Here is a 21,976-nt window from a genome sequence, read left to right as displayed (position 1 = left end):
CGAACAAGATGAGAAAAGGCTTTATGCTGTTGTTATTAGTCGTAATTTTTACGTTGTCTGCGTGTGCTTCCAGCGATAACGAGCCGAACGGGAATGCGGGCAATGCGCAATATTCAGCCGGGTCGGACAACCAAGAGGCCGAAGCTGACGCCGGTGCGGCGAACGATGCCGAGGCGCAAGGAGAAGACGCGGCAAGCGGCGGCGGGGAATTGATTGTCGTCGATCAGAATATCGCGGCCAGCCTGGACCCCGTGCAGCCGCTCACCTCGAGCTATCTGCGCAAGATCGGCGCCGCCGAAGCGCTGTTCAAAGTCAATGCAGCCGGGGAGACTGTGCCGGAGCTGGCCGAGGAGGCCACCCAGGTCGATCCGACGACCTGGGAGATTCGGCTGCGGCCGGGGGCAACCTTCTGGAGCGGCGCAGCCGTCGATGCCGACGCTGTCATCGCCTCGCTGGAGCGCTCCAGGGCCAATGACGCGCAGGCGCAGCCCTTCCTGGCCGAGCTCACGCTGGAGAAGGTGGACGCTGCGACGCTGCGTGTCACGACTAGCCGAGCGCAACTGCCGGTGCCGCTCAATCTGTCCTATTATCAGACGGTCATCCACAATGCCGGTCAGGCGCACGACAGCGTCGAGACGATGGACCTGACCGGGATGTACAGGGTGACGGCCTTCACGCCCAAGCAGAGCATGGAGCTCGCACGCAACGAGCATTACTGGGGCGCTGCGCCTGCGATCGAGCGGATCGTCTACGAGGAGGTCGCGGACGAGCAGACCCGGGTGCTGTCGGCGCTGAGCGGCCGCAGCCATGTCGTCTACCAGATCCCGGTGACGAGCATGCCGCAGTTCGAGAGCCGCGAGGACGTGGAGATCTCGGCGGAGCCGGCGGCCAACACGCAGACCGTCTATCTCAATCTGAGCCGTCCGCAGCTCGCCGATGTACAGGTGCGCCAGGCGCTCGCTTGGGGCGTGGATCGCGAAGAGCTAGTGATCGCCGCCGCCGAGGGCCAGAGCACGCCGGTCACGACCTGGCTTGGCTCCAATCCGGCGTTTGCGGAAGCCAAAAACGCGGTCTACAGCGCGTACGATCCGGATCAGGCAGGCGCCTTGCTCGACGATGCGGGGTGGATGCTCGGCGAAGACGGCATCCGCTACAAGGACGGGGAGCCGCTGCAGCTGCGCCTCATGACGTGGGGACAGGACCAGGCGCTCGGCGAGGCGCTGCAAAGCCAGTGGGGGCGGATCGGCGTTCAGGTGGAAGTGCAGCACGGCGACTACAGCCTGATCCAGACGGCGCGCGAGAGCGGCGATTGGGATGCTTCCATTGAAGCGTGGAGCACCTTCGGCGAAGAATTGACGCTGCTGCAAGGCCAATATGCGCCGGAAGGCAGCGGCAACTACGGCGGCTACAACGACGAAGAGACGAACGCGCTGCTCGCCCAACTGGCCGAGGCCGCCGATCAGCAGTCGCGCCGCGAGCTGACGCTTCAGATTAATACGCGGGTGGCCGAGCAGGCGCCGGTCATCAGCCTGTATCCCCGTCCGCAGCTGACGGCGGTCAGTACCGCCCTGCAAGGCTTCGAGCCGCATTTCCGCCAGTTCGAGCATATCGTGCATGCCGGCCTGACGCTGGCCGCCCGGTAGGCGGCTCATGCTGAAGACGACGCTGCTGCGGCTGCTGGAGGCGCTCGCGACGCTGCTGTGCGCGACACTGCTGCTGTTCCTGCTTATTCGCATCGCCCCTGGCGACCCGGTCCAGATCCTGCTGGGCCGCCCGGGCGAAGCCGGGGTCACAGATACGGCGATGCAGGAGCGGCAAGCGGCGGAGCTGCGCGAGCGCCTCGGACTGGAGGACCCGGTCGCGGTGCAGTACGGACGCTGGATGGAGCGGCTGCTGCGGCTCGATCTGGGCGAGTCGATTCATACCGGCCGTTCGGTCGGCGCCGAGCTGGCAGAGCGGCTGCCGGCGACGGCAGCGCTGGCGCTGGCCGCACTGGCGATTCAGCTCGCGCTGGGACTCGGGCTCGGCATCGCGTCGGCGCTCAGGGCGGGCGGGATGAGCGATCAGCTCATCCGCATCGTCTGCGTCGTGTTGGCTTCGACGCCGGCCTTCGTGCTCGGGCTCGGGCTGCTGCTCGTCTTTGCCGTGCGCCTGGGGATGTACGAGATCAGCAGCGCGGCCACGCTCGCCAGACTATGGCTGCCGGCCGCGACGCTCGGCCTGATCGGCGCGCCGCAGCTGATCCGCGTCGTCCGGGCCAATCTGTTGAGCGAATTCGGTCAGGTGTACATCGTCGCGGCCCGGGCGCGCGGGCTCGGGCGCGGACGGCTCGCCTTGCACGCGCTGCGCAACAGCCTGGCTTCGATCGTGACGGTGGCCGCACTGTCGCTGGCCGCCCTGATCAGCGGCGCGGTCGTCATCGAAAGTTTGTTCGCCTGGCCAGGGGTCGGCAAATACGCCCTGGACAGCATCATGCTCAAGGATTATCCGGTCATTCAAGGCTATGCGCTCGTCATGATCGCGCTCATGATCGGCTTGCATCTGGCGGTCGAACTGGTCTACGCGCTGCTGGATCCGCGCATCCGGAGGCAAGGGAGGAGGATACGCCATGACGCAGTCTGACGGCGCGACCGGGCCGCTCGCCGGCCCCGCTGCGGCGCCGCGCCGAATTCGCATCCGAGCAGGGCGGCACGCGGGCCTGATCGGCGGCTGCATCCTGCTGGGACTGCTCGCGCTGCTGATCTTCGGCGCATCATTCATCACGCCATACGATCCGCTGGAGCAGCGCATCGCCGAGCGGCTGCAGCCGCCCGGCCTCGAGCATCCGCTGGGCACCGATCGCTTCGGACGGGATGTGCTGGCGCGCACGCTGCATGGCGGGCAATATACGCTGATCGCGTCGGCCGCCGCACTCGGCGGGGCGCTGGGCATCGGTCTGCTGATCGGACTAGGAGCCGGGATGATGCACGGCACCTGGATCGACGCGCTGCTCATGCGGATCATCGACGTGCTGATGTCGTTCCCGTTCATGGTGCTGGCGCTGGTCGTGGCGGCGCTGCTCGGGACGAGTCTGCTGCACCTGCTGCTGGCGGTCGTCGCGGTGTGGTGGGTGGCGTTCGCCAGACTGGCTCGCAGCGTCGCGCTGCAGGCCCGGCAGGAGACGTCCTATGCGGCGGCGCGCGTGCTGGGGGCCTCGCGCATCGCGCTGCTGGTCAAGGAGCTGCTGCCGCGCGCCCTCGGTCCGGTGCTGATCCTGGCGACATTCGAGCTGGGCAGCCTGATCCTGTCGATCGCGGCGCTGTCGTTCCTCGGACTGGGCGCCCAGCCGCCCGCGCCGGAGTGGGGCAGCATGCTCGCCGACGGCCGCGCGCACATGCTGCAGGCGCCGCACATCCTGGCCGGGCCGGCGCTGTTCATCGTGCTGACTGTGCTGGCGTTCAATCTGATCGGCGAGGGGCTGCGCGACCGGCTCGATCCGTACGAGCAGCCGGGCTGGCAGTGAAGATACAGCGGCGGGAGACGGCAGCTCGGCTGACGCAGCAGAGGTGGGACACGGCGCGAACGAAGGATACTGGGAGCTGGGCTTGCCACGCAAGACGTAGGAAGCATGGAAGCGAGAGACCACGAGCTGGAGGAACGACTGACAAGGAGGGAGGCGAGCGCTATGACACAGGGAGCGGGAAGCGAGGCAATGATGCTGCAGGTCGGCGGACTGCGTGTGTCGTATGGCGGACGCCGCGCCGGGCGCGACCCGCAAGGCCCGATCCTGAGCGGCGTCTCCTTCGCGCTGGGGCGCGGCGAGGTGACGGCGCTGCTCGGCGAGAGCGGCTCGGGCAAATCGACGATCGCCCGCGCACTTACCGGGCTGCTGCCGCCTTCGGCGCGGATTGAAGGCGGCCTGTTGCGACTTGGCGAGGAGGAAGCAGTAGACCTGGCGGGCGATGCGCCTCCCTGGGATCGTCTGCGCGGCCGACGCATCGGCATGCTGTTCCAGGATGCCCAGCTGGCGCTGAATCCGTTGATGACGATTCGGGCCCAATTCGAAGAGAGTCTGCGCGCTCACCGTCTGGCAGGGCGCAAGGAAGCCGCGGCTGAGGCGTCCAGGCTGCTGCGGATGCTCGGCTTCTCGGAGCCGGGGCAGGTGCTGCACAGCTATCCGTTCGAGCTGAGCGGCGGGATGTGCCAGCGCGTCTGTCTGGCGCTCGCGCTCTGTCTGCGGCCGGATGTGCTGATCGCCGACGAGCCGACCTCCGCGCTCGATGCGGACAGCCAGCGTCATGTGCTGGAGCTGCTGCGCCGGTTGCAAGGCGAGCTCGGACTGACCGTGCTGTTCATTACCCACGATCTGGCGGCGGCGCAGGCGATCAGCGATCGGGTGATCGTGCTGCGCGAGGGCCGGATCGTGGAGGACGGCGCGGTGCGGACCGTCATGGCGCGCCCGAGTCACGCGTATACGCGCGCCCTGCTGGCTGCGCGCGCCAGTCTCGAAGCCCCGGCGCCGCGGCAAGGAGCGGCGCCGGATCCGGCAGCACCGCTGCTGGAGGTGCGGCAGCTGCGCAAAAGCTATGCGCGCGGCGGGGAGGTGCTGCGCGGCATTGACCTGACGGTGCATCGCGGCGAGATCGTCGGCATCCTCGGCCGCAGCGGCTGCGGCAAGTCTACGCTCGCCCGGTGCATCGTCGCGCTGGAAGCGCCCGACGGCGGACAGGCGTTGCTGGAGGGCCGGGCGCTGGCGAGCCTGCCCCGACGGGAGCTGAGCCGCCGCGTCCAGCTGATCTTCCAGAACGCGCGCGCCAGTCTCAATCCCGGCCGGACGGCCCTGCAGCTCGTGACCGGCCCGCTGCGCGACCATCGGATGGGCGGCCGCCGCGAGCGCGCAGCGGTCGCGCGGGCGCTGCTGGACGACGTCGGCCTGACCGGCGAGCTGCAGGTGAGACGCCCGCCGCAGCTGAGCACCGGGCAGTGTCAGCGCATTGCCATCGCCCGGGCGCTCGCGCTGCAGCCGGAGCTGCTCATCTGCGACGAGGCGGTGTCCGCGCTCGATATGCGGGTGCAGGCCCAGATCGTCGAGCTGCTGCTGCGGCTCCAGGCCGAGCGCGGCTTCGCCATGCTGATGATCTCGCATGACGAGCGGATCGCCAGGCGGCTATGCGATACCGTGGCCGTGATGGAGCGGGGGCGCTTCGTCGAGCGCGCATCCGGCGGCCCGTCGCCCGAGCGGCATGCGGCCGGAGCGGCGGCAGGCTCCTCCGCGGCGCACTTATAAAGAAAAAAAGAAAGGATGAGTCATCGATGGCGATTGCCGATCTATTGGATACGATAGGAGACACGCCGCTGCTGCGGATACCGAAGCTCGGCCGTCCGGGCGAAGGCGAGGTGCTGCTCAAGTACGAGCGTTACAACCCGGGCGGCAGCGTCAAGGACAGACCCGCCAAGTATATTGTGGAGGAAGCGGAGCGTGCCGGGCTGCTGCAGCCCGGCGGCACAATCATCGAATCGTCGAGCGGCAATTTCGGCATCTCGCTGGCGATGATCGGCGCGGCCAAGGGGTACCGGGTCGTCATCCTGGCCGATCCAAAAACGACTGCCGCCAATCTGGCGGTCTTGCAGGCGTTCGGCGCGGAGGTGATCGTCGTTACCGAAAAGGACGATTGCGGCAGCTATCACAAAACCCGCATCGCCGCGGCCAACAAGCTGGCCGAAGAGCTGCCCGGCGCATACCGGCCCGATCAATGCTTCAACCTGCTGAACAGCGAGGCGCATCACGGCACGACGGCGCGCGAAATTGTGGAAGGCTGTCCGCCCGGTCTGGGCGCCTTCGTCACGGCCGTCAGCACCGGCGGTCAGCTCGGAGGAATCTCCCGGTATCTGAAGCGCCATGCGCCCGGCGTACGCATCGCCGGCGTGGACGCGGTCGGCTCGGCGATCTTCGGCGGCCCTTCAGCCGGCTACCGCATTCCCGGCATCGGACTCGGCTGGACGCCGACCAACATCGATGTCGAACTGGTCGACGAAGCGTACAAAATTCCGGACGAGCAGGCCTTCGTCGCGGCGCGGACGCTGGCGCGGCGCGAGGGCATTCTGGTCGGGCCCTCCAGCGGCGCTTGTCTGGTCGCCGCCCTCCATCTCGCGCAGCGGATGAGGCCCGGCGAATATGTCGTGTGCATGGTGGCCGACGGCGGCGAGCGTTACTTGCAGACGCTGTTCGACGAGGACTGGATGCGGGATCAGGGCTTCGCGCTGGAGGCGGAGCCGGAGCGCATCCGCACCTGGGCGAGCGAGCTGCGGCCGTGGAGCACGCAGAGCGCCGAGATGGCGAATTACCGGCATGAGCTGACGGAGGAGTTGGCTGTGCCGGCTTCCACGCTTCGGCAGAACGACGAGCTGCTCGGCCGCATGCGCAGAGAGCGGCTCGGATGAAGCGGAACCGGGCGTTAAGCGCGCCGTTTCTGCGTTTGTACGCGCTGACGCTGCTGTTTTTTAGCGCCAATGCGATGCTGACCGTGATCGTGCCGCTGCGCAGCGAGGCGCTCGGCGCGAGCGGCGGCGAGATCGGCCTCATTATGGGCGCCTACATGTTCACATGCATGTTCTTCCGCCCTTGGGCGGGACATCTGGTGCACAGGCACGGACCGGCCCGGGTGCTGCGGGTCCTGCTGGTGGTGAACGGCGGGGCGCTCATGCTGTATGCATTGAGCGGGCTGACGGGTTATCTGGCGGCGCGGGTGCTGCAAGGCATCTGCACCGCCTTCTTCTCGATGGCGCTGCAGATGGGCGTGATCGACGCGCTGCCGGAGGAGCAGCGCGCGCAGGGCTTGTCCATGTATTCGCTCTTCACGTACTTGCCGGCCGTGCTCGGCCCGCTGCTCGCGATCTGGCTGTGGACCTACGGCGGGATGGGCGGCTTCTCGGGCGTCATCGCGGTCCTGGCGCTCGGGACGGCCGCCCTCGGGCTGTTCATGCCGCTGCAGATGGTGCCGGAGCGGATGGCGGAGACCCTGCCGGAAGAGATTCGCGGCACGGCGCGCGATGAGCTGGCGACGAGCTGGCGCGGTTACCTTCGCACCCTCGGCGACAACCGAGCGCTGCGGGTCTGCGGGCTGCTGATGCTGCTTGCCTCGGTCGTGTTCGGCGCGGTGGTGACGTTCGTGCCGCTCTATGCGGCCGAGGTGACGCACGGGCATGCGGGCGTGTATCTGATGATCCAGGCGGCCGTGATCGTGCTTGCGCGCCTGTTGTGGAGCGGCCGCATGCCGTCGGACGGGCGCTGGCGCGGCGCGCGCATCGGCGGCATCTGCCTGCTCGGCGCGGCCGGCGCGCTGCTGCTGGCGCTTGGCGCCGTCGCGGGTCCGGCGCTGGGCCCGCCGGCATTCTACGCCGCGCCGGTGCTGATCGGCATCGCGCAGGCGCTGCTGTATCCGACCTTGACGACCTATCTGACGTTCGCGCTGCCCCGCGTCACGCGCAATGTCGGCCTCGGCCTGTTCATCGCCACCGCCGATCTGGGTATCGCGCTCGGCGGCATGGCGCTGGGCCCGCTGACCGATATCGTCTCCTACAGCGCAATGTACGCCGTCTGCGCGCTGCTGGCGCTGCTGGCGGCGTGCGCGGCTTGGCTGAGCGGGCGGGGACGTGTGCCGCTGGGCGCATCCCATACGCAATAAACGTAAAATATTGGAGCAATCCCGAAGGATTATGAACCTGTGAAGCGATTGCCGATCTTACAATGAAGCTACCACTTCAAAGGAGATGCGGCAGATGCGCAACTTGAAAAAACACAGGTTCATGTATATGATCCTCCTTCCGGGACTGCTCTATTTTGTTGTTTACAAGTATGTCCCCATGCTCGGGTTGATCATAGCCTTCAAAGATTACAAGCTGATGCTCGGTTTTTGGGATAGTCCGTGGGCCGGGTGGCACAACTTCACGCAATTTATGCAAGGCGTCTATTTTTGGGATATCATGGCCAATACGCTTCTGATCTCGTTGTACAAGCTGCTGTTCGGCTTCACAGCGCCGATTGTGCTGGCGCTGATGCTCAATGAAGTGCGGACGGAATGGTTCAAGCGCTCGGTGCAGACGCTCACGTACCTGCCGCATTTCGTCTCCTGGGTCATCGTATACGGGCTGATGGTGGCGCTGCTGTCGCCAGGCGACGGCCTCGTCAATCAACTGCTCCAGGCATCGGGATTTCAGACGATCGCCTTCCTGACCGAGCCGGAGTGGATCCGGCCGCTGATCGTGACCTCGGATGTGTGGAAGGAGACCGGGTGGGGGGCGATCCTGTATTTGGCGGCGCTCTCCGGCATCGATCCCAGCTTGTACGAGGCGGCCAGAATCGACGGCGCATCCAAGGGAAGACAAATCTGGCATGTGACGCTGCCGGGGATCCGCAACGTTATGATCATTCTGCTCATTTTAAAATTGAGCAATATTCTGGACGCCGGTTTCGATCAAATTTTTATGATGGCCAATGTCTTCAACCTGGAAAAGGCGGATATCATCGATACTTGGGTTTACCGCGAAGGCCTGGAGCGCATGAACGTCTCGCTGGCCACGGCCGTAGGCATTTTCAAATCCGTCATTGCATTCGTACTCGTCGTCGGCGCCAACAAGGTCGCCAAACGCTTCGACGGGCAAATCTGGTAAGGGGGCATGCGCATGTCAACGACAAGCAAGAGGGAAAAGCTGCTGCAGGGCGTCAATTACGCTGCGCTGCTGCTGGCCGGTCTGATTTGTCTGTTTCCGTTCTTTTATGTCCTGAGCGTCTCATTTACGCCTGCCGCCGAAGTGGTGCGCAGAGGGGTCGTGCTCATTCCGGAACAGATCACGCTCTACGCCTACAATCAGGTGCTGCAAGGCTATGGTCTCGGAAATGCGTACCAAGTGACCTTGTTCCGCACCCTGGTCGGGACGGGACTGAATCTGGTGTTCACGATTCTGATGGCCTATGCGCTTTCCAAGAAGAGCTTGCCCGGACGCGCGCCGCTGCTGATGATTGTCATCTTCACCATGCTGTTCAACGGCGGTCTCATTCCGACGTACTTGCTGACCCGCTACCTCGGTTTACTGGATACCGTCTGGGCTCTGATTGTGCCCGGCTTGATCAGCGCCTTCAATCTCATTATCGTCAAGGGCTTTTTCGAGCAATTGCCGCAGGAAATCGAGGAGTCGGCCAAGGTGGACGGAGCCGGGGACATGCGTGTCTTGTGGCGGATCGTATTGCCGCTGTCGATGCCGGTCATCGCGACCATCGGGTTGTTCTACGCCGTTTTTCACTGGAACAGCTACTTCGACGGCATCATGTACATCCGCGATCAGCAGCTGTACCCGCTGCAGGTGGTGCTGCGCAACATTTTGCTGAATTTCCAGACGCAGACTGCGGACGCCGTCAGCGACACGACGTTGCCGGCCAGCTTCCTGTCCATTCAGATGGCTGCGGTTATGCTGTCCACGGTACCGATCCTGCTCGTCTATCCGTTCCTTCAACGTCATTTCGCCAAGGGCGTGCTGCTTGGCTCGGTGAAGGGCTGACCGGGGTTATTGCGGGCCGGACGTCCGGGAATCGACAATTCTCGTAGCGTCTGGTCCGAATAATAGATTACAATATCATAAAGGAGAGGTCGATCCATGTCCCTATTTCACATGCGTTATCGCCAATGGCTGGCCGCTGCGACGGTCGCGGCGCTGCTGACGGGATGCTCATCCGGCAACACGCCCCGGAGCGAAGCTCCGCCCGCGAACAATGGAGAAGCGGAAGCGAGTCAGGATAGCGGGGCCTTCGCCAACAAGATGAAGCTGACGGTCTTCAATTCGGGCGCCTTCAATCCGGCCACCCCGATGCCGCCGCGAGAGGAGGATCCGATGAGGCAGATGCTCGAAGCGGCGGTCAATATCGAACTGGACTACGTCATCCCGGCGCCCGATCAGGCCGACGCGATGCTGAACGCCTTGATCGCATCCGGCGACATTCCCGATTTGATTTTTTTCAAGGATCGCGCAAGCGCGGTCAAGTATTACGAAGAAGGCGTGACGGCGGACATCGGCGAGACGCTGGCGCAGTATCCGGATTATGAGGCGCGCTTTACGGACCAGCAATGGCGCGATCTGATGTACGAAGGCAAGCAGATTGGCGTTCCCGCCTACGAGCAGGTGAGCGGCACAGTCGGATGGTGGCTGCGCCAGGATTGGCTTGACGCGCTCGGCCTGGATAGGCCGCAGACGACAGCGGAGCTGCTGGACGATATGAAGGCGTTTACGTACGACGATCCCGACGGCAACGGCGAGCAGGACACGTATGGCTTCGTGGCCGGCGTGGGCAAGGACGGCACCTTGGCGAATCTCGGCTGGGGCGAGGTATTCTGGCTGTTCGGCGCGCACCCGGAGGTGGTGGATGTCAGGGATGGCGAACTCGTCATCGGCGCGACGGACGACCGAACGTCGGAGGCACTGGCGTTCATTCGCGAGATGATCGATGCCGGCGTCGTCGATCCGGACTGGGTGTCGATCAACGATGTGCAGCAGATCAATCAGAAGATGTATCGCGGCAAGGTGGGCATGCTGATTTCCGGCTGGCGCCAGATGGAGCCTTCGAATCAGAAGAACATGGAGGAGATCGGCGGCAGCGTGCCGGAGTGGATTACGGTGCCTCCGGTCGCAGGGCCGTCCGGCGAACGCCGGCTCGGCAACGCCGCCGCGCAGAGCAACTCGTGGGGCGTCTCCATCAAGGCTGCGCGGGACGAGGCGAAGCTGGCGCGAATCTTTGCCTTTCTGCAATATTGGTACACCGACGAGGAAGCTCAGAGGGTATTCTCGTACGGCATCGAGGGCGTTCAGTGGAATCTGATGGACGGCGAGATCGTCAAGGTGACCGATGAGGACACGCTCAATAACTACCGCTGGACGTCGAATTATTACATGCCGCGCCGCGGCGACGACCCGCTGTATTTCAACTTCCAGAATCCGGACACCGCAGGCTACCATCAAGTGAACATCGATCATGTCATGCCGAATCCGGCCAATGCGATTGTCGTCCCCGATCCGGACGATCGGCTGTATGCCGACCGCCAGAAATATGTGCGTGAGTCGCTGCTGCGCTTCATGACCGGACGCGCCCCGCTCGACGAGTGGGAGGCCTACAAGGAAACGCTGGAGAGCAAGTACGATTACGGCGCATACCGGGATTATGTCGAGGAGCTGCTGCGCGCGAACGAGGTGCTGTAAGCCGAAGCGGGAGGCGGCGAAGCGCCGTATGCGCCCCGGGAGGAATGAAGGATGCATCTGCGGTTCAGCAGCCTGACGTTCAAGCTGTTTGTCATTTGCTTCGTATTCGTGCTGTGCTGCACCACGCTATTGACGCAACTGGCCTATGTCATCGTCAAAAGCGAGATCGGTAAAAACAATGCGTACTACGTGGAAGAGATCCTGTATAAAGTCGATGAGTACCTGGAGCTGAGTCATACTTCCCTGCAGACGTTGCTGCTGGCCGTCCAGTCCGCATACGACAGCGGGATGGATACCTCCTCCGAGCTGCAGCCGATCATGCAGCGGCTGTACGAGCTCAATTATAATTACATTCATAATCTGTATCTGATCTACCCGGATCGATCGATTGAAGGGACGTCTGTGCTCTCGCGCGTGTTCAACGAACCGTTGCCCGAGCGCGCGTCCCTGCTTGCGCTTGGCCGGCAGGACCACTTGTCCGTCGCGGCCAGTCCGACCTACCGCTCGACCTATTCCGATTGGACGGTGACGCTCGTCAAAGCGCTCGGCACACCCGACGACTCGCTCGTGGCGGCGCTGGATATGGACCTGCGCCGCATCGAACAGAGGCTGCTGCAGATCAATCGGGAGAACGGGCTGAACATTGCCATCGTGGACGCCGCAGGCCGACTCGTCGCAGGACAGGCCGGCTTGCAGGGTCTGCTGGACGAGCAAGCGCGAATCTTGCGTCTGGCGTCCTTCACCTCGTCCGAGCTGGTCAACCGGCACGAATCGTTGTTGCGCACGACGGCTGCCGATGGCCAGGCGATCACGATCCGCAAGCACGCCTCCGCCAAATTCGGCTGGTCGATCCTCGCCATCGACGACGAGCGCCTGCTCGCCCGCTCGCTCACTCCGATCCGCATGTATTATATCGGGTTCCTGATCGGCGGCGCCGGCGTCAGCCTGCTGACCGCCTACGTTGTAGCGCGCTACCTGCGCGGCCCGCTGATGCGGATCATGGAGCGCATGAATCAGATTCGGCTCGGCAAGCTCGATGTGTCTGTGGCGATGCGGCGCAACGACGAATTCGGCGTGCTCTCCACGACCTTCGACCAGATGCTCGGTCGCATACGCGAGCTGATGAGCGAGCTCCACGCCGAGGAAGCGCTCAAGCGCAAGGCGGAGCTGCAGATGCTCCAGGCGCAGATCAATCCGCACTTCCTGTACAACACGCTCGGTTCGATCAGCAATGCGGTGAGCCTCGGCAAGCTCGACAAGGTCGATCCGATTATCCAGGCGTTGATTCGCATTATGGAGTACGGGCTGAGCGATGCGGAGCACCCGGTGACGCTGCGCGAGGAGCTGGACAATGTCATGGACTACATGCATATTCAGCGTGTTCGCTATAACCGCGAATTTCCGCTTGTGCTGGATGTGCCGGACACGCTGGCGACGCTTCCGGTGATCCGGATGCTGCTGCAGCCGATCGTGGAGAACTGCATCTTCCACGGCTACAAGGGCGGACGCCTTGAGGGCGGTGTGCGAATCGCCGCACAGGCCGGACAGGGTACGCTCTGCATCACGGTCGAGGACCGCGGCGCCGGGATGGACGAGGCGAAGCGGGCCCGTATCCTGGAGCGCCCGCTGTCGCAGGGGCGTGCGCGGGACAGGATCGGCCTGGTCAATATCCATCAGCGCATTCGGCTCCGATTCGGACCGGCCTTCGGTCTGACGATTGCCAGCGCGCCGGGGGAGGGCACAGTCGTGCGCATTGCGCTCCCGTGGCCAGCATTCGAACATGGAGGTGAGTCGACCTGCGCATCTACCGTTGTCTGATCGTCGATGACGAGGATTTGATTTTGGAGCGCCTGACGCGTTTTTTTGATGGAGCGGGCCCGGAATTCGAGCAGGTCGGCAAGGCCTACTCCGGCGCCGAAGGATTGCGGCTCGCCGCGCAGCTCAAGCCGGATATCGTCGTGACCGATATTGTCATGCCGGAGATGGACGGCATCGCAATGATTGAACAGCTGCGCGAGCAGCATCCGGCGCTTCCCTGCATCATCCTTTCCGCTTATTCGGAATTCGCGTATGCCCAGCGGGCGATGCAGCTGAAGGTGAGCGATTACATCGTGAAGGTGCCGCTCGACGAGGCTGCCCTGCTCCAGGCATTGCACAAGGCAGCGAAACAAATGCGGGAGCAGGAGCATACCTCCGGCGAACTGCTTCGACTCGATCGGATGACGCGCAAAAACGCGCACCGGCTGCGCAAGCAATTGTTCGGCGAATTGCTGCGCGGCGAGCTGACGGCCAGGCAGCTCCCTGCCTGGAACGATGAAATGATGCTGGAGCTGCATCTGCCCGGCTACTGCGCGTGCCTCATTCGAATCGGGGACTACGCCGCCTTTCACCGGGACTACAGCAAGTCCGATCAGCGCGCTTTGCGCTACGCCCTGACCAATGTCGCGGAGGAGCTGCTGCAGGCGGCGGGTACGGGCTTCGTATTCGAGCATTCGTATGCCGCGCTGACCGGTTATGTCTCTTGGCCGCATCTGCATAGCCACGCCGAGCGGCTCAAGCGGGCGGGGGCGCTGAGCGCGGACATCATCAGCCGCGCCCGTCAATACTTGCGGATGCGCGTCAGTGTAGCATGGAGCGGTGTCTTCCAAGGCATAGACGGTCTGTTGCCCGCCTACAGGCATGCATGCCGTATTGCGGATGAGCTGTACTATGTGACCGGCGAAGGCCTCACGCTGCTGCCCGGTGATCAGCCGGCGCCCGGCCATGCGCCCGAGGCGGAGTCTGAGCTCCGCAGGCGGCTCGAGCACCTGCTCGCCGCGGTCAAGGCGGCGGGCGATCAGCAGGCGATTCGCGCGGAGCTGTTGGCGATCGCGGATCGCATCCGGCAGGTGCGCCTGCCCGTCCAGCGCGCGGGGGCGCTGTTGCGCGAGGCGGCCGACGACCTGGCGCTATGGAGCCCGGCTGTCGCGGCGCGGCAGCTTGAGACGTCATGCTGGCAAGTCGGCATCTTCGCCCTGCTTCGGCTGCACGAGCAGGTCGGTTTGCTGGAGGAGCTGATTCGCGAGCTGTTCTTGCGCGGCGAAGCGTCTGACCGTCGCGAGCTGCAGCAGGCCAAGGCGTTCATTCGCAGTCATCTGCGGGAGCGCTTGACCTTGCGCCAGGTGGCCGATGCGGTAGGGCTGTCCCCGAATTATTTCAGCGCGTTGTTCAAGCGCGAGGAGCAGGTGAGTCTGGTCGAATACATCAACCGGGAAAAAATCGCGCTTGCCAGCGAGCTGCTGATGCAGCGCGGTTGGAGCAACTTCGAGCTCAGTGAGTATGTAGGCATCGGCAACGAGCGTTATTTTTGCACGCTCTTTCGGCAATATACCGGCGTCTCTCCCCAGCAATTCCGCAAGAAAGTCAAGCGCGTGTAATGCCTTAATAATTTGAAGGAACCTCGTAAAATATCGGAAAGCGGAGCTATTGCCGCGTGCTAGGATAGAATCAGAAAGAAAGGAGGCAGCCATGTCGAAACGACCCAACATTGTTCTGATCGTCGCCGACGATCACCGCCACTCGGCGCTCGGCGCGGCCGGTCTTGAGCCGGTGCGCACGCCGGTGCTGGACGCGCTGGCGCACAGCGGCGTATGTTTTCGCCAGTCGCATATGCACGGCGGCGTGCTGCAGGCGGTATGCGCACCTGCGCGCGCGGCGCTGCATACGGGGATGAGTCCGTTCCGGGCGGCACAGAGCGCTTGCGATGTGGATTCGCAAGGCGCGATGTCGATCCGATCGCAGTGGCCGCCGAATCTCGCCTCCGCACATCCGTTCGACAACGGGGAGCTCGGCGTGCGCGACGAGCAGCTGCTGGTCAGTCCGCTCCGGGAGGCGGACGTGCGTGAGGAGCTCGCCGCCTACTACGCGATGATCTCGCATCTGGATGCGCAGATCGGCACGGTCCTGGCGGCGCTCGAGAGTACCGGCCAGCGTGAGGAGACCGTTGTCGTCTATACCGCGGATCACGGCATCGCGCTCGGCAGTCACGGTCTGCTGGGCAAGCAGAATCTGTACGATCACAGCGTCCGCATTCCGCTCATCGCAAGCGGTCCGGGGCTGCCGCAGGGCCGGACGGTCGAGGCCTATACGTGCACCTGCGACCTGTATCCGACGCTATGCGAGCTGGCCGGCGCGCCTGTGCCGGACACGGTGGAGGGACGGAGTCTGCTGCCGTTCGCCGAGGGACGGCGGGAGGCGGCGAGGCCGTATGTCGGTGCCGCCTATCGCTATCTGCAGCGGATGATCAAGGCGGACGGCTGGAAGCTGATCCGATATTGGCAGGATCCGCATACCGGAGCGGGCACCGATCGGGTCCAGCTTTATCATCTGGACGAGGACCCCTGGGAATGCCGCGACTTGGCCGCGGACCCGGGGCAGCGGGGGCGGGTCGCGGAGCTGAGCCGTGCGATGAAGCGCTGGCTGGCAGAGACGGGAGATCCGCTGCTGGATTATTGGACCGCAATCAGCATGGAGGAGGCGCTATGACGACGACACCGGATGTACCTTCATATCTCAAAGGTTACGAGAGCCTGTACGCGCGCAATCCGCGGGAGGCCGCACTGGCCTGGTTCCGCAATGCCCGCAGCGGCCTGTTCATTCACTATGGCCTGTACAGTCTGCTCGGACGCGGCGAATGGGTGATGTATCACGAGCGGATCCCGGTCCGCGAATATGAGCGGCTGCAGCGGCAATTCACGGCCGAGGGCTTTGATGCCGATCGAATTGTCGATCTGGCCGTGCGCGCCGGCATGTCGTATATCGCGTTCACGACGCGCCATCACGACAGCTTCTGCCTGTTCGAGAGCGCGGCGACCGATTACCACAGCGGCCATTCGCCGGCCGGACGCGACCTGGTCCAGGAGCTGGCCGAGGCGTGCGCGCGCAGGGGCGTGGGCCTGTTCCTGTACTACAGCTACGGCGCGGACTGGCATCATCCATACTTCGTGTCCAATGCCTCGGGCGTGCTGTGCGCGCGTCCGGAATACGAGCGCGACGAGCCGGCGTATCTGCTGCGCGACGAGCGCGAATTCGAGCGCTACATCGCCTTCATGCACGACCAGCTACGCGAGCTGTTGACCGGATACGGTCCGGTCGCGGGCGTGTGGTTCGATCTCATCTCGGCTTGCTATTATCGTCCGGACCTGTTCCCCGTCGCCGAGACGTATGCGCTCGTCCGCGAGCTGCAGCCGCAGTGCCTGATCTCGTTCAAGCAGGGCGTCACGGGAGACGAGGACTACATGTCGCAGGAGATGAGCTTCGTCCCGCTGGAAGAGCGGCTGCGCCGGGGAGGGGCCGACGAGCAAGCGATCGCGCTCTCCAATCGCGTCTGGCGCCGGCACGAGACGAAGTGGAACGAGGTGTGCACGATCCTGCAGCGCAAGGGATGGGGCTACGTGAAGGACGAGCCGCATATCGGCGCCGACGAGGCGTGGGAGCGGCTGGCGTATGCCGGTGCTCACCGCTGCAATCTGCTGCTCAATACCGGGCTGCTGCCGGACGGCGCCGTCCATCCGCAGGACTGCCAGACGCTGCTGGCGCTCGGCGAGCGCGTGCGCAAGCGCGGCTGGCCGGGGGCGACGAGCGATTCGACTCCTCCCGCGGCGGACGATACCGGAGCGGGAGCGGTCTGATGGAGGAGGGGACAAGATGACAGCCAAGCCGCATCTCATTCTGTTCAACCCCGATCAGTGGCGCGGGGACGTCCTCGGTCACATGGGCGATCCGGCGGCCGCGACGCCGCATCTGGACCGTCTGCTCGGCGAGGGCGGCGTATCGTTCCGGCACGCCTATACGCAGAATCCGGTCTGCACGCCCAGCCGCTGCGCGTTCATGAGCGGATGGTACCCGCATGTGCGGGGACACCGCTCGATGTTCCACATGATGGGACCGGACGAGCCGGTGCTGCTACGCCATCTCAAGGACAACGGCTATTACGTATGGTGGGGCGGCAAAAACGATCTCGTGCCGTCCGATGCCGACTTCAGCCGCTATTGTGACGTCAAGCACGACCCTGGACCGGTGCGGGCGATGTTCGCGATGGATCGGGAACGCCAGTGGCGGGGCAGCCCGGAGGGAGACGCATATTATTCCTTCTACGTCGGCCGGCTGGAGGCGGAGCGAGAGAGCGGTACGTACCCGGACAGCGATTGGGCGCATATCCGCGAAGCCGTGCGCGTCATCCGCGATCGGCCCGCGGACCGTCCGCTCTGTCTCTATCTGCCGCTGACCTATCCCCATCCGCCCTATGCGGTGGAGGAGCCGTGGTTCAGCCTGATTGATCGCGATCGGCTGCCGCCGCGCCGCGTCCTCGAAGCGGCAGCGCTGCAAGACAAGCCGGCGATGACGCGCGGCCTTCGCGAGGCGCTCGGACTGGGCGGCTGGGACGAAGCGCGGTGGCGGGAGCTGAGGGCTACGTATTACGGCATGTGCGCTCGGGTCGACCATCAGTTCGGCATGCTGGTGGAGGCGCTGAAGCAAGCGGGCATCTACGAGGACACGGCGATCCTCGTCTTCAGCGACCACGGGGATTACACCGGTGATTACAATCTGGTGGAAAAAGCGCAGAACACCTTCGAGGATTGCCTGGTGCAGGTGCCGCTGCTGATCAAGCCGCAGCGCGGCATTGACGTCAAGCCGGGCATTCACGAGGCTCTGGTCGAACTGATCGATCTTCCGGCGACGGTCGCCGAGCTGACCGGGCTGCCGCTCGATTACACGCAGTTCGGCCGCTCGCTCGTCCCGCTGCTGACCGGGGAGGCGGCAGAGCACCGGGACGCCGTATTCGCCGAGGGCGGCCGCTTGCCGGAAGAGACGCACTGCATGGACGTGACGCCGGAGAACCAGGACCCGGCCTTCCTCTATTACGCTCGGGCGCAGTTGCATCGCAGCAGCGGTCCGGCGCATATCAAGGCGACCATGTGCAGGACCAAGGCGTACAAGTATGTGCGGCGACTGGCGGAGAAGGATGAGCTGTACGACCTGGCGCGCGATCCCGGCGAGCTGGTCAATTGCATCGATCGTCCGGAATACGCCGGGGCTGTCATGCAGATGCAGCAGCGCATGTTGCGCTATTACCAGGAGACGAGCGACGTCGTGCCCTGGCAACCATCACGGAGGTGAAGGCGATGCATCAATCGAAAAAATGGCGCATTCTCTTGCTTGCGACCGTCGCCGTGCTCGTGCTGCTGCTCCAGCGGCACGAGGCGGCCGCGGCTCTGCCCGCAGACGAGTATGTGCTGGTCCCGGAGGTCAGCGACGAGTTCGACGGCTCCGCACTCGATACCGGCAAGTGGCTCTACCGCAAGGACACGCGCTTTTTCGGGCGCAATGTCCCTGAAAATGTAAACGTTCTCATCGATCCGGATGAGCCGGCGACAAGCGCGCTGCGGCTGACCTTTGATCAGGCCAATCAGCCGAACGGCGGCGTGCCGTATACGAGCGGCGGCGTCATCAGCAAGGAGCTGCTCGGCTACGGCTATTACGAAATCCGGGCCAAGCTGTGGGCGGACGGAAACGGACTGCATCAGTCCTTCTGGAACATGGGGCTGAACTACGCCGCGGATCATGCCAATTACTTGCCGTTCATGAACATGATCAACGAGATCGATATGTTCGAAGTGGACTCGGACAGTCCGACCGAGCTGTACGCGACCTCGCATTATCACCATGTGCCGTATGGACGGCATGTCAAGCCGGAGGGCAGCGAGTCGATCGTCGCCATCGCGGACCCGAGCGCCGGCTACCGCGTATACGGCTTCGAATGGCTGCCGGATCGCGTCGTCTGGTACGTCGACGGGGAAGTGATCAAGACGTATCCGTATCAGGGGCCGCATGCGATGCAGAATCTGTGGATTACGGCCCTCCAGTTGTCCCACGACGCGCTGGAGGTGGATAATGCCACGCTGCCTGGCCATATGTGGGTCGATTACTTCCGGTATTATCGCAAAGCACAGGCCGATCTCATCCAGCCTCCGCCCCGCGCGATCCTGATCGACAACGCGGATGCGGCGTATGCGGAGAGCGGGACGTGGAGCGGGAGCGATATCCCCTTCGGCTATGAAGATCGCGCGACGCGCCAGTCCAACGACCCCGGAGCCGAGGCGAGCTGGGACGTCAATGTGGAGGCGGGCGAGTATGAGGTGTTCCTCTGGAATCCGAGCTACTTCGACAATACGTCGGCAGCTACCGCTTACACGGTGAGCCACAGCGGCCGGACGGCGAGCGGCATCCTTGACCAGAGCGCCGCCGGACAGAATTGGGTCTCGCTCGGCATCTATGCCTTCGCGGGCGAGTCCGGCGAAGCGGTGGCGATCGCCAAGCCGGACGACGACGGCCGCTACATCCGAGCGGACAGCGTCATGCTTGCCCCCGTGGCCGCGCTTGCTGCGCATGAGCAGCCGGGCGCGTACGCCGAGCTCGAAGGAACCTGGGGCACATCGACTGCGGTCGCCGGGTGGGATGGCGGATTGAGCCGCTATGCGTCCGGCCGCGCCTCGGCGCGCCTGTCGCCGGAGGTCGCCGCGCCGGGCACATATGCCGTGCAGGTATGGCTGCCCGTACATGCCAACAATTCGACGTCGGTCACCTACAGCGTCTACGCCGACGGTCAGAGCGGCGAACGCGTCGTCAATGCCGCGCAGGGAAGCAGCCGCTGGCTCGATCTGGGGACGTACACGGTGCAAGAAGGCGAAGTGCGAGTGGAGATCGCCAATGCGCTCGGCTACGGGGTCGTGCGCGCCGATGCGGTCAAGCTGATCCCGTCCGTGCCGCAGGACGCCGTGGCGCCTGCCCAGCCGCAAGGTCTCGACGCGCAGGCGAGTGTAGACGGGACGAGCGGCAATTACAGGATCGCGCTGGACTGGGCGGATAATACGGAGGACGATCTGGCCGGGTATATCGTGGAGATGAACGGCTACCGCATCTACCAGACGCTGCGTCATCGCTCCCGGGCCACATTGGAGAGACTGCTGCCGGATCATACCTTTGCTGTGGCGGTGCGTGCCGTCGATTATTCGGGCAACGTCTCCGCGCCGGCCGTGCTGTCGGTCACGAGCGCCAGCGACGCGACGCCGCCCGCCGTGCCCGGCGGCGAACTGACGGCCCGTCCCGGCGCCAGCGGTACGCTGCTGGCCGAGCTCGGCACACTGGGCGATTATTGGCGGGCGGCCAACACGGAGTATGACTTGCAGGGCTATTACTACTATGTAGACGGCGTCCGGCACAACAGCACGCCCGTGGGACGGACCTACACGGTGGATGGACTGACGAACGGCAAGCGATACGCCATCACCGTGACGGCCGTCGACATGGAGGGCAATGAGTCGGCGCCGACCGCAGCGGTCAATGCCGCACCGATCGAGCAGCATATCGCGGCCTATGCGACCGAGCTGTCCGGGTATACGCGCGGCGGCGATTGGATCAAGTGGTGGCAGCGCGGCGAGTTCGGACGCGTCACGGTGACGCAGCAGTACGGTCCGGACGCGTACTTCGAGTGGGCGCCGGTCACGGGCGTCGAGGCCAAGACGTATGAGGTGTGGGTCTGGAATGCCAGGCATATGGAGGGCACGACCGCAGCGAGGTACACGATTGCCAACGGTACGGATACGGTGGAGGTGATGCGCAGCCAATTCGGCAAGACGCCGGACAGCGGCTGGGACTATCTGGGCACGTTCGCCTTCTCCGGCACGGAAGACGACCGGATACGCGTCCGCAAGGATCCGTCGGATCCCGACGCTTCGACTTATCTGCTGGCCAATGGCGTCAAGCTGGTGCCGGTCGCGCCGATCACGATTGACTACGGCGATTCCGGCTATCTCGAGCAGGGGGGCTGGCATGCCAGCGGCCTCGCCGGACACGACGGAGACGGCTCGCGCTATGCCGATCCTGGCAGCGCCGGCAGCGCCTCGGTCAGATGGACGCCGACGATTGCCGCGGCGCGGATGTATGATGTCTATCTGTACAAGGTGACAGGACCGGGCTCCGATCCGGCTGCGGAGGTCAAGGTGCACTACGACGGCGGCGAGTCGGTGCACCAGCTCGATCACGTCTCGGGCGACTCGGAGTGGGTGTATCTGGGACGCTATCCGTTTCGCGCGGGAGAGGAAGGGTATGTGGAGAGCTCGCTTCATACCGACTGGGCGGTTGCACGGGCCGATGCCGTCCGCTTCGAGCCGGTGGAACGGCCGATCATTGTGGACAATGGCGATGTCGGCTACAGCGAGAGCGGTTCGTGGCAATCCAGCGGACTGACGGGCTACAACGGGACCGGCACGCGCTTCTCCGCCACGAGCACTGTGCAGCAGCACTCTGCCACCTGGCGGCCGGATTTTCCGGGAGACGGCCTGTATACGGTTTCGATCTACCAAGTCGTACACGCCACCTCGGATCCGAACACGCTGATCGAAGTCGTGCACAGCGGCGGTACGGATACGCATGTACTGGATTATAGCGCAGGCAGCTCGGGCTGGGTGGAGCTGGGGACGTATGCGTTTGACGAAGGCGAACAGGGCTATGTCCGCCTGTGGCACCAGACCGCATGGAGAAATGCCCGTGCCGACGCGGTCAGATGGGAGCCTGCGGCTCCGTAACTGCCGCAGCTATGGCACGCCGCGAGTCGATCAACTCGGTCCGATCCGGTCCGGTCAGCAGGTCTGGTTGTGTGTACATTATTCAACTTCTTATGTATGACCGCAGGGCAGCCCGCATGGGGCTGCCC

At 64.3% G+C, this 21,976-nt stretch carries 15 protein-coding genes; all 15 read left to right on the top strand.

What is annotated here, in order from left to right:
* Window positions 1-23 precede the first annotated feature (23 nt).
* The 15 genes from IDH44_RS21015 (at window position 24) to IDH44_RS20945 (ending at window position 21,848) form a co-directional block, all read left to right on the top strand.
* Window positions 24-1,643 (top strand): ABC transporter substrate-binding protein, encoded by a 1,620-nt coding sequence (locus tag IDH44_RS21015; RefSeq protein WP_190920785.1) that lies wholly within the window; start codon window positions 24-26, stop codon window positions 1,641-1,643.
* A 7-nt stretch (window positions 1,644-1,650) separates the two neighbouring features.
* Window positions 1,651-2,622, top strand: coding sequence for an ABC transporter permease (locus IDH44_RS21010; RefSeq protein WP_190920784.1), 972 nt, complete (start codon window positions 1,651-1,653; stop codon window positions 2,620-2,622).
* Entirely contained in the window at window positions 2,609-3,502 is an 894-nt protein-coding gene (locus IDH44_RS21005; RefSeq protein WP_190920783.1) for an ABC transporter permease, read from the top strand. The genes IDH44_RS21010 and IDH44_RS21005 overlap by 14 nt, the downstream gene beginning before the upstream one ends.
* A gap of 162 nt (window positions 3,503-3,664) precedes the next feature.
* Entirely contained in the window at window positions 3,665-5,266 is a 1,602-nt protein-coding gene (locus IDH44_RS21000) for an ABC transporter ATP-binding protein (RefSeq protein WP_190920782.1), read from the top strand.
* Window positions 5,267-5,292: 26 nt separating this feature from the next.
* The gene (locus IDH44_RS20995; protein ID WP_190920781.1) at window positions 5,293-6,420 is read left to right on the top strand and encodes a PLP-dependent cysteine synthase family protein; all 1,128 of its coding nucleotides are present in this window, start codon (window positions 5,293-5,295) and stop codon (window positions 6,418-6,420) included.
* Window positions 6,417-7,664, top strand: a complete 1,248-nt coding sequence (cntE, locus tag IDH44_RS20990; protein ID WP_190920780.1) for a staphylopine family metallophore export MFS transporter CntE — start codon at window positions 6,417-6,419, stop codon at window positions 7,662-7,664. Before IDH44_RS20995 ends, cntE begins: the two co-directional genes overlap by 4 nt.
* A 94-nt stretch (window positions 7,665-7,758) precedes the next feature.
* Window positions 7,759-8,649, top strand: coding sequence for an ABC transporter permease (locus IDH44_RS20985; protein ID WP_223869894.1), 891 nt, complete (start codon window positions 7,759-7,761; stop codon window positions 8,647-8,649).
* 12 nt (window positions 8,650-8,661) lie between these two features.
* A complete protein-coding gene (locus IDH44_RS20980; protein ID WP_190920778.1) occupies window positions 8,662-9,534 on the top strand; it encodes a carbohydrate ABC transporter permease in 873 nt (290 codons plus the stop codon).
* 96 nt (window positions 9,535-9,630) lie between these two features.
* A complete protein-coding gene (locus tag IDH44_RS20975) occupies window positions 9,631-11,223 on the top strand; it encodes a type 2 periplasmic-binding domain-containing protein (RefSeq protein ID WP_190920777.1) in 1,593 nt (530 codons plus the stop codon).
* A gap of 51 nt (window positions 11,224-11,274) precedes the next feature.
* Window positions 11,275-13,041 carry a cache domain-containing sensor histidine kinase gene (locus IDH44_RS20970; protein WP_190920776.1) on the top strand — a complete coding sequence of 589 codons (1,767 nt, stop codon included), beginning with the start codon at window positions 11,275-11,277 and terminating at the stop codon, window positions 13,039-13,041.
* Window positions 13,042-13,064: 23 nt separating this feature from the next.
* Window positions 13,065-14,639 carry a response regulator gene (locus IDH44_RS20965; RefSeq protein WP_190920775.1) on the top strand — a complete coding sequence of 525 codons (1,575 nt, stop codon included), beginning with the start codon at window positions 13,065-13,067 and terminating at the stop codon, window positions 14,637-14,639.
* 91 nt (window positions 14,640-14,730) lie between these two features.
* Complete coding sequence (locus IDH44_RS20960; protein ID WP_190920774.1) at window positions 14,731-15,747, top strand: sulfatase-like hydrolase/transferase; 1,017 nt, start codon at window positions 14,731-14,733, stop codon at window positions 15,745-15,747.
* Window positions 15,744-16,892: an alpha-L-fucosidase gene (locus IDH44_RS20955; protein WP_190920773.1), complete on the top strand. Its 1,149-nt coding sequence runs from the start codon at window positions 15,744-15,746 to the stop codon at window positions 16,890-16,892. The genes IDH44_RS20960 and IDH44_RS20955 overlap by 4 nt, the downstream gene beginning before the upstream one ends.
* A 16-nt stretch (window positions 16,893-16,908) precedes the next feature.
* Window positions 16,909-18,381 carry a sulfatase-like hydrolase/transferase gene (locus tag IDH44_RS20950; RefSeq protein WP_190920772.1) on the top strand — a complete coding sequence of 491 codons (1,473 nt, stop codon included), beginning with the start codon at window positions 16,909-16,911 and terminating at the stop codon, window positions 18,379-18,381.
* Between the two features lie 5 nt (window positions 18,382-18,386).
* Window positions 18,387-21,848 carry a golvesin C-terminal-like domain-containing protein gene (locus IDH44_RS20945; protein WP_190920771.1) on the top strand — a complete coding sequence of 1,154 codons (3,462 nt, stop codon included), beginning with the start codon at window positions 18,387-18,389 and terminating at the stop codon, window positions 21,846-21,848.
* Window positions 21,849-21,976: the final 128 nt, after the last annotated feature.

Source organism: Paenibacillus sabuli (genome assembly GCF_014705605.1).
GTDB classification, from domain to species: Bacteria; Bacillota; Bacilli; order Paenibacillales; family Paenibacillaceae; genus Paenibacillus_D; species Paenibacillus_D sabuli.
The sequence above is the reverse complement of the archived record's forward strand: the minus strand, read 5'-3'. Positions and strand labels throughout refer to the sequence as shown.